This is a genomic window from Streptomyces tailanensis (assembly GCF_008386495.1).
In the GTDB taxonomy this organism is placed as follows: Bacteria; Actinomycetota; Actinomycetes; order Streptomycetales; family Streptomycetaceae; genus Streptomyces; species Streptomyces tailanensis.
In genome coordinates, this window is sequence record NZ_VTHJ01000128.1 from 1 (window position 1) to 8721 (window position 8721).

An 8721-nucleotide genomic window follows, 5' to 3' on the forward strand; every position below is an offset into this window, starting at 1 on the left:
GAGCCGCGCCAACGACGCCCGCTCCGATGATGACCACTCGGGGTCCCGCCATCGCCGCACCTCCGGTTCAGTTGCTTCGTGCGCAACGTGATTCAGGTTGCGCAACTCAATGTGCCTGCCGCGCAGAGGGGTGTCAAGAGGGTCGGTGACGTGGGGAACGGCTTGGAAAACGGGGAGGCCCGGCGGGCGGTGCGCGTCCGTGCGCACCGCCCACCGGGCATCCGTGAACGGCTTACTTGATCCAGGCGTCCACCTTGTCGCGGTTGGCCTCGACCCACTTCTCCGCGGCCGCCTCGGGGGTCATCTTGTCCACCGCGATGTACTTGGCGACGGTGTTCTGGTCGTCATTGGTCCAGGTGAAGTTCTTCACCAGGTCGTACGCCGGGCTGTCCGACTCGGCGAACTTGGTGCTGACGATCTTGTCGAGCTTGTACACGGGGTAGTCACAGGCGACCTTCGCCGCGTCGGCGTCACAGCCCTGCTTGTACTCGGGCAGCTTGACCTTCTCCAGCGGTACCTCGGACATGAACCACTGGGGCTCGTAGAAGTAGCCGATCATCCACTCCTTGTCCTTCTCGGCCTTCCGGAACGCCTGGATGAGGGCGGTCTCACTGCCCGCGTACACGACCTTGAAGTCCAGCTTCAGGTTCTTCACGAGGGCCTCGTCGTTGGTGACGAACGACGGGTCGCCGTCGAGGAGTTGTCCCTTGCCACCCGACTCGGAGGTCTTGAACTTGTCCGCGTATTTGTTGAGGTTGTTCCAGTCGAGGATGTCCGGGTGCGCCTTGGCCAGCCACGGCGGCACGTACCAACCGATGAGTCCTTCGTTGCCGGTGGGGCCGGCCTCGACGGCGGTCTTCTGGTCGGTGATGTACTTCTTCTTCAGGTCGTCGTGGCCCCAGTTCTCCACGACGGCGTCGACCTCGCCCGTCCCGAAGCCCTGCCAGGCGATCTCCTCCTTGAGGTCCTTCTTGACCACCTTGCAGCCGAGGTCCTTCTCCGCGACGTACGCGAGGACCGCCGCGTTGGCCTCGTAGCCCACCCAGGGGTTGACCGCGAGGTTGAAGGTGTCGCATGTGCCGGCGCCGCCCGAGGCGCCGGACCCCGAGGTGTCCTCGCCGACCTTCGCACCACCGCAGGCGGTGAGGGTGAGGCCGAGTACCGCTATGCCGACGGCACCGGCTCTCCACTGTCGTCTTGCTTGTCCTGCCATGGTCTGTCGCTCCTTATGCGCCGGCACGCCGCGCCGCTGCCTGAGTGATCCGGTCGAACATGACTCCGAGAAGGACGATGGCCAGCCCCGCGGCGAGCCCCTTCCCGTACAGTTGTCCCTGCGAGAAGCCGGCCACCACGTCGTAGCCGAGGGCGCCCGCGCCTACCAGGCCGCCCACCACAACCATCGACAGCACATAGATCAGGCCCTGGTTGGTCGCGAGGGTCAGGGCGCCGCGTGCCATCGGCAGTTGGACCTTGGTGATGATCTGCCAGGTGTCGGCCCCGGCGGAGGTGGCCGCCTCCACGGTGGTCGCGGGGACGTTCCGCACCCCGTCCGCGATGATCTTGATGGCGACGGGTGCCGCGTAGACGACGGCGGCGACGATCGCGGTGAAGCGGGTGGCGCCGAACAGCGCGAGGAACGGCACCAGATAGACGAACGGCGGCATGACCTGCGCCGCGTCGAGAGTGGGCCGCAGCATCCGGTCGGCCAGCGGGCTGCGCCCCATCCACACGCCGAAGCCTATGCCGAGCACCATCACGAGCACGGTGGCGACGACGGTCGACGCCAGCGTGGTCATGCTGTCCGACCACACGCCCGTGCCGATCAGCACGGCCACACAGATCGCCGTGGTGACCCCGGCGCGCGGGCCGCCGAGGACCGCGCCGAGTCCGATGAGTGCCGCGCCGACCAGCCACCACGGGGAATCGGTGAGCAAGGTCTGGAACGGGTTGAGCAGGCCGTTGGTGAGGGCGTCGCGGAAGGCGTTGGTGAGACCCGACAGGCTGTCCTGCGCCCAGGTCGTCGCGGTGTCGGCGGCCTTCGCGATCGAGCTGCCGACGCCGCCCTCGCCGGGGAACTCGGCCGCCCACATGTAGGTGTGCGACAGGTAGACCAGGACCGCTGTGACCACCGCTCCCGCCCCCAGCAGCGGCCGCCGCCAGGTGAGGAAGCGGTTGCCGGAGCGCCGGGCCGCCTCCTCGCGTGTGCTGGCCGCGGTGGTGACCCGGTCGAGGACGATGGCCATGACGACGATGGCGAGGCCCGCGTTGAAGGCGGTGCCCACATCGAGGGACTGCAGGGCCTGGACGACGGTCTTGCCGAGGCCGGGCGCGTCGATCAGGGCCGTGATGGTCACCATGGCCAGGGCGGCCATGATGCTCTGGTTGACGCCCATCACCACGGTCCGTTTGGACATCGGCAGCAGGACTTTGAGCAGCGCCTGCCGCCGGGTGGCGCCCAGCGAGTCGGCCGCCTCCACGGTGGTCTCCGGCACGGACCGGATGGCGTGCGCGGTGATGCGGATGGCCGGCGGGGCCGCGTAGATGACGGTGGCGATCGTGGCGGAGGCGGGGCCGATGAGGAAGAACAGCGTCATCGGGGCCAGATAGACGAAGGTCGGCATCGTCTGCATGAAGTCCAGGACGGGCGTCATGACCCGGTCCACCCGGTCTGACAGCCCCGCCCAGACGCCGAGCGGTATCGCGATCAGCAGCGCCACGAGGACCGCGGAGAGGGTGAGCGCCAGGGTGTCCATGCTCTCCTGCCACAGGCCCTGCAGCCCGAGAAAGGTGAAGCCGGCCACGGCCAGCAGCGCGACCCGCCAGTTGCCCAGGGCCCAGGAGACATAGCCGGCGATGCCGACGACGCCCAGCCAGCCGATCTGCGGCACCGGGCGACCGGCGGGCGGCTGGGAGATCAGCTCCTGGACGAAGGTCACCAAGGTGTCGATGACCAGGCGGATCTCGTTGAAGAAGTAGAGGAAGAGCGGGTTGGAGTTGCGGTTGGCGCCGATCGAGTCGTTGACGTCGTTGAACCAGTGGTGCAGATCGGTGAGGTCCGCCGCGGCCAGGGCCAGGGTCTGCTTTCCGCGCAGGACGAAGAAGAGCAGCAGCCAGGCCACGAGGATCGCGGCCACCAGCGTGGACCGGCTGACTCGGCGTACGCCGGTGACGGGCGCGGCTTTCTCTACGGGCTCCGTCTTCTCCGGTTGCTCGGGTTTCTGCATGACGACGGTCATCACATGTCGCCTTCCTGCCCGGCGACCACCGCGAGGATCTCCTCGTCGCCGACGATGCCGAGCAGTTCACCGTTCTCGACGACCTTGACCGGCTTGTCGGCCGCCAGCACGGCCCGGGTGGCTTCCCGTACGACCACGTCCGGGCCCAGTTCGGGACCGTCCAGTTCGTCGCCGTCGGCCGGGGGGCGCATGATCCACCGCAGGGTGAGTACGTCGCCGCGCGGTACGTCCTTGACGAACTCACGCACGTAGTCGTCGGCCGGGGCGCCCACCAGTTCGTCGCCGGTGCCGCACTGGACCATCTTGCCGTCGCGCATGATCAGGATGCGGTCGCCCAGTTTGAGGGCCTCGGAGAGGTCGTGGGTGATGAACACCATGGTCTTGCCGACCTCGTGGTGGAGGCGGATGACCTCGTTCTGCATGTCCCGGCGGATCAGTGGGTCGAGCGCGGAGAACGGCTCGTCGAAGAAGAGGACGTCGGGATCACCGGCCAGCGCCCGGGCGAGGCCGACGCGCTGCTGCATACCGCCGGAGAGCTGGTCGGGGTAGGAGTTCTCGTAGCCGGCGAGGCCGACCAACTCGACGACCTCCTGGGCCCGTTGGACGCGTGCGGCCTTGCTCATGCCGCGGATCTCCAGGCCGAAGGCCACGTTGTCGACGACGCGGCGGTGGGGCAGCAGGCCGAAGTGCTGGAAGACCATGGAGAACTTGCGGCGGCGCAGTTCGCGCAGGCGCCCCGCGTCCGCGTCGCGGATGTTCTCGCCCTCGAAGACGATCTCACCGGCGGTGGGTTCGATCAGCCGGGTCAGACATCGCACCAGCGTGGACTTGCCGGAGCCGGACAGGCCCATGACGACGAAGACCTCGCCGGGCGCGACCTCGAAGTCGACGTCGCGTACGGCGGCGGTGCAGCCGGTGCGGTCCATGAGCTCACGGCGGGTGAGCCCGCACAACTCCTCGGATTCCGGGACCTGCTCGGCCTTCGGCCCGAACACCTTCCACAGCCCGCGCACGGATATGACCGGCGTGCCGTCCGAGTCCTGGGGTGTGCCGCGCCGCTGCGGCACCTCGGTCTGTACTGGGGTCATGATCGACCTCTTTTCGGCGTTCAGCCGCTGAACCAGCGCTGCGGCCGGGGTTGGATGTTCTGCCAGATGTGTTTGGGTTCCCGGTACTCGTTCAGGCCGGTCGGTCCCAGTTCCCGGCCCACACCGGAGTGCCCGAAGCCACCCCATTCCGCTTGCGGCACATAGGGGTGGTAGTCGTTGATCCACACCGTGCCGTGGCGCAGCCGCCGGGCGACCCGCTGGGCCTTGCCCGCGTCCTGCGTCCAGACGGCTCCGGCAAGTCCGTACTCGGTGTCGTTGGCGATGCGTACGGCGTCGTCCTCGTCGGTGAAGCGCTCCACGGTGAGGACGGGCCCGAAGGACTCCTCGTGCACCACGCGCATGTCCTGCCGGCACTCGTCGAGCACGGTGGGCGGGTAGTAGTGGCCGTCTCCCAGGGCCGGGTCGTCGGGCCGTGCGCCACCGCAGCGCAGTACGGCGCCTTCGGCGAGGCCCGCGGCGACATACGCCTCGACCTTCTCCAGGTGCTGTGCGGAGATCAGCGCCCCGGTCTCGGCCTCGGGGTCGAAGGGGCCGCCGAGGCGGATCAGCCGGGCGCGGCGGACGACCTCGTCGACGAAGCGGTCGTGCAGGGAGTCCTCGACGATCAGGCGGGCGCCGGCCGAGCAGACCTGCCCGGAATGCAGGAAGACGGCCGTGAGAGCGAAGTCCACGGCCGTCTCGAAGTCGGCGTCGGCGAAGACCACGTTGGGGTTCTTGCCGCCGAGTTCCAGTGCCAGCTTTTTCACGCTCGCCGCGGCGGTGGCCATGATCCGTCTGCCGGTCTCCAGGCCGCCGGTGAAGGAGACCATGTCGACGGCCGGATCCTCGGAGAGCGGGGCGCCCACCTCGGGCCCCGCGCCCAGGACGAGGTTGGCGGCGCCGGCGGGGAGCCCGGCCTCCGCGAGTGCTCTCATCAGCAGGATCGAGGTGGAGGGGGTGAGTTCGCTGGGCTTGAGGACGATCGTGTTGCCCGCGAGGAGGGCGGGGGCGACCTTCCAACTCGCCTGGAGCAGCGGGTAGTTCCAGGGAGTGATCAGCCCGCACACACCGATCGGCTCGTACACGACGCGGCTGACTGCGTCGTCGCGGCCGGTGTCGACCACGCGTCCCGCGTCGGTGCCCGCGATCCCGCCGTAGTAGCGGAAGCAGGAGACGACGTCGGCGATGTCGTACTCGCTCTCCACGAGCCGTTTGCCGGTGTCCAGCGATTCGGCGCGGGCGAATTCCTTGGCGTCGCGCTCGATGATGTCGGCGGTGCGCAGGATTAGCGCGCCGCGCTCCCGCTCGGAGGTGCGGGGCCAGGGGCCCTCGTCGAAGGCCCTGCGTGCGGCGGCGATCGCCGCCTCGGTGTCGGGGCGGGTCCCTTCCGACACGGTCGCGGTGAGGGAGCCGTCGGCGGGACAGCGGATCTCCCGGCGGCCTCCGGCCTCCGGCTCCCGCCATTCACCGGCCACATACAGGTCTGCCACGCGACCAGCCCTTCAACCGAAATGCGTTGCGCATTATGCATTCATTTGCTTGTGGTGGAACACCTTGGCGAATGCCCAGACCTGCGTCAAGGGGTTCACGGATGACGTTTTGGCAAGGTGACCCACGGTCCTCACCCGGAGACGGAACCTCGATGGCGGTAGTACGCGGCCTTCGACGGGGGCAGGGGCTTGTTGCCGAGGATCAGGTCGGCGGCCTTTTCGGCGATCATCATCACCGGGGCGTAGATGTTGCCGTTGGTGACGTAGGGCATGACGGAGGCGTCCACCACGCGCAGGCCCTCCAGACCGCGCACGCGCAAGTCGGCCGGGTCGACGACGGCCATCTCGTCGGTGCCCATCTTGCAGGTGCAGGACGGATGCAGGGCCGTCTCGCCCTCCTCGGCGACCCAGGCGAGGATCTCCTCGTCCGAGTCCACCTTCGGCCCGGGCGAGATCTCGCCTCCGTTGTAGGCGGCGAGCGCGGGCTGGCCAAGGATCTTCCTGGCCACGCGGATCGCCTCGACCCACTCGCGGCGGTCCTGCTCGGTGGAGAGGTAGTTGAAGCGCAGCGCCGGGTGCTCGCGCGGGTCCTTGCTCTTGACCTTCACGGATCCGATGGCGTCGGAGTACATGGGGCCCACGTGCACCTGGTAGCCGTGGCCGCCGGAGGGCGAGGAACCGTCGTAGCGGACCGCGACGGGCAGGAAGTGGAACATCAGGTTGGGGTAGTCCACGTCCTCGTTGCTGCGGGCGAAGCCGCCGGCCTCGAAGTGGTTCGTCGCGGCCGGCCCCTTGCGGAAGAGCCACTGCAGCCCGATGAAGGGGGCGCGCCACTTGGCCATGTAAGGCTGCATGGAGACGGGCTGCTTGCAGGCGTACTGGACGTAGACCTCGAGGTGGTCCTGCATGTTCTCGCCGACGCCGGGCAGGTCGTGGACGACGTCGATGCCGAGGGCGCTCAGCTCCTCGGCGTTGCCGACACCGGAGAGTTGCAGCAGCTGCGGGGAGTTGATCGCGCCGCCGCAGAGGATGACCTCCTTGGCGCGGACCTGCTGGAGCGCGCCTCGCCCGCGCTGGAACTCGACTCCGACGGCCCGCTTGCCCTCGAAGAGGACGCGGGTGACGAGGGCGCGGGTCCTGACCGTGAGGTTCGGCCGCTTCATCACGGGCTTGAGGTAGGCCTTCGAGGCCGACAGCCGGCGCCCTCGGTGGACATTGCGGTCGAACTTGGCGAAGCCTTCCTGCCGGTAGCCGTTGACGTCGTCGGTGGGGGCGTACCCGGCCTCCTCGGTGGCCTTCTGGAAGGCGGTGAAGAGCGGGTTCGTCGCGGGGCCGCGTTCGAGGACGAGAGGGCCGTCATGGCCGCGGAACTCGTCGTCCGGGTCGGCGGCGAGACAGTTCTCCATGCGCCGGAAGTACGGCAGACAGTGCGCGTAGTCCCAGGTCTCCATGCCCGGGTCGGCGGCCCAGCGTTCGTAGTCCAGGGGGTTGCCGCGCTGGAAGATCATGCCGTTGATGCTGCTGGAGCCGCCCAGCACCTTGCCCCGGGCGTGATAGACGCGCCGCCCGCCCATATGGGGCTCGGGCTCGGACTCGTACTTCCAGTCGTAGAAGCGGCTGCCGATCGGATAAGTCAGCGCCGCGGGCATATGAATGAACACGTCCCACGGATAGTCGGAGCGGCCCGCCTCCAGCACCAGCACCCGGTTCGCCGGGTCCGCGGAGAGCCTGTTCGCAAGTGCACTGCCGGCTGATCCGCCGCCGACGATGACGAAGTCGTACTGCTGGGAAACCATGGTGCCTCGTCTCGCTCGCGCCATAGATATGGGGGCATGCTAGTACCGGTATCGCCATACGCACCAGGTTGCAGCAAGCGCAACTTATGAAGTCTTCGCTACGCCCCTGTTCCTTGCAGTAGTGTTGTTTACTGTGGGTATAGTTTCACTGTGAGCAACCACAGCGAAGACACCGAAACCCCGAACTCACCCACTGGCGGAGTGCAGTCGGTCGACCGCGCCATCAGCGTTCTGGAGATCCTGGCCCACCGCGGCGAGGCGGGCGTCAGCGAGGTGGCGGCCGAGATCGATGTGCACAAGTCGACCGCCTTCCGTCTGCTCGGGGCGCTGGAGGCACGCGGTCTCGTGGAACAGGCGGGTGAGCGCGGCAAGTACCGCCTGGGCTTCGGCATCGTACGCCTGGCCGGTGCGGTCACCGGACGTATCGACATCACCCAGCAGAGCCGCCCGGTCTGCGAGGCGATGGCCGAGGAGATCGGCGAGACCGTCAACATCGCCGTGCTGCAGGAGCACTACGCCGTCAACCTGTACCAGGTGCGCGGCCCGGGCGCCGTGACCGCGCAGAACTGGGTCGGCCAGCTGACCCCGCTGCACGCCACTTCGAGCGGCAAGATCCTGCTGGCCCACCTCTCCACCCGGGAGCGTGCCTCGCTGCTGAGCGCCGGCGGCCTGAAGAAGGTGACCCCGCACACCATCACCGCGAAGACGAAGCTCGAGAAGAACCTCGCCGAGGCCCGGGAGCGCGGCTACGTCTGGGCGCTGGAGGAGTTGGAGCTCGGTCTGCACGCCATGGCCGCCCCGATCCGCAATCGGGAGGGCGAGGTCGTAGCGGCGGTGAGCGCCTCCGGGCCGTCGTACCGGCTCACCGAGGAGCGTCTGCACGAACTCGCCCCCGTGCTGGTCAAGGGCGCGGAGGAGATCAGCCACCGCATGGGGTACCTGGGCTGAACGGCCGTGGCTACGGGGCCTGTTGGGTGCCCAGCCGCTCGTTGACCCAGTCGTGGAAGGCACCGATGTGGTGCTCGCTGGGCACCAGCACACCACCCTTGGCATACATACGGGAGCTCATTCCGGGCTGCGTACGCTCGCAGGCGTCGAAATCCTGCTGATT

Annotated in this window: 7 protein-coding genes; 1 reads left to right on the top strand and 6 read right to left on the bottom strand. The window is 68.2% G+C overall.

All coding sequences use genetic code 11. The features are described 5' to 3' along the window. Window positions 1–232: 232 nt before the first annotated feature. The 5 genes from F3T56_RS44755 to betA all read right to left on the bottom strand — a co-directional run bounded on the left by F3T56_RS44755 (window position 233) and on the right by betA (window position 7610). Window positions 233–1213, bottom strand: a complete 981-nt coding sequence (locus F3T56_RS44755; protein WP_149831204.1) for an ABC transporter substrate-binding protein — start codon at window positions 1211–1213, stop codon at window positions 233–235. A gap of 13 nt (window positions 1214–1226) precedes the next feature. Beyond that, a complete protein-coding gene (locus tag F3T56_RS44760; RefSeq protein WP_149831205.1) occupies window positions 1227–3236 on the bottom strand; it encodes an ABC transporter permease in 2010 nt (669 codons plus the stop codon). Next, window positions 3236–4324, bottom strand: coding sequence for a quaternary amine ABC transporter ATP-binding protein (locus tag F3T56_RS44765; protein ID WP_149831206.1), 1089 nt, complete (start codon window positions 4322–4324; stop codon window positions 3236–3238). Before F3T56_RS44765 ends, F3T56_RS44760 begins: the two co-directional genes overlap by 1 nt. A 20-nt stretch (window positions 4325–4344) precedes the next feature. Further along, on the bottom strand, window positions 4345–5814 hold the full coding sequence (locus F3T56_RS44770; protein ID WP_149831207.1) for an aldehyde dehydrogenase family protein: 1470 nt from the start codon (window positions 5812–5814) through the stop codon (window positions 4345–4347). A 131-nt stretch (window positions 5815–5945) separates the two neighbouring features. Continuing rightward, entirely contained in the window at window positions 5946–7610 is a 1665-nt protein-coding gene (betA, locus tag F3T56_RS44775) for a choline dehydrogenase (protein ID WP_149831208.1), read from the bottom strand. Window positions 7611–7811: 201 nt separating this feature from the next. Between betA and F3T56_RS44780 the strand changes: the two genes are divergently transcribed. Further along, a complete protein-coding gene (locus F3T56_RS44780) occupies window positions 7812–8558 on the top strand; it encodes an IclR family transcriptional regulator (protein ID WP_149831209.1) in 747 nt (248 codons plus the stop codon). 10 nt (window positions 8559–8568) lie between these two features. On the opposite strand, the gene F3T56_RS44785 is transcribed toward F3T56_RS44780, so the two are convergent. Next, window positions 8569–8721 (bottom strand): SRPBCC family protein (locus tag F3T56_RS44785; protein WP_281291985.1); only part of this gene is annotated, 153 nt, incomplete at its 5' end.